We start from the raw sequence: 484 nt of genomic DNA on the forward strand, positions 1-484 counted from the left end.
ATTTAAATGAATTTTCAACTTTAGATTTTAGTCCGCTAGTTAATGCTGACGTGGATAATATTTATATTAATTTAAAAATTAATGTTATTGAATATATAGTTAGATTAAATGAATTCGTGAATAAACCAGTTCCTGTTTCAAGTTCTAATTTAATAAAAAAAGTTTTCGAGAAAAAAGAATCTATGATTGTTAAAGACAATATAGCTATTCAAGATACAAATGAATATTATCTATTTAATGAATTTAAAATTATAACTCAAATCGAAAAAGTGATGATTGAAAATAACTTTACTAATGGTGTTATTAAAGATAATCAGTTAGTTGGAGAAACAAAAAAACTACCGCCTTTAGTAGAAAAAGAATATAAAGAATTGTGTGAGTTAATAATTCAGAAAAAGACAGTTCCTAGTTTAATGTATTACGATGAAGATATTAAAAAGGCTGTTTCTAATTATTGTGAATCTATAGAAGATGTATTTAAAAA

General features: G+C 22.9%; 1 protein-coding gene. It reads left to right on the forward strand.

What is annotated here, in order from left to right; genetic code table 11:
* On the forward strand, positions 1 to 484 hold a 484-nt coding region (locus CD127_RS12765; protein ID WP_169926763.1), incomplete at both ends, for a hypothetical protein.

Source organism: Staphylococcus petrasii, assembly GCF_002902565.1.
GTDB lineage: Bacteria > Bacillota > Bacilli > Staphylococcales > Staphylococcaceae > Staphylococcus > Staphylococcus petrasii.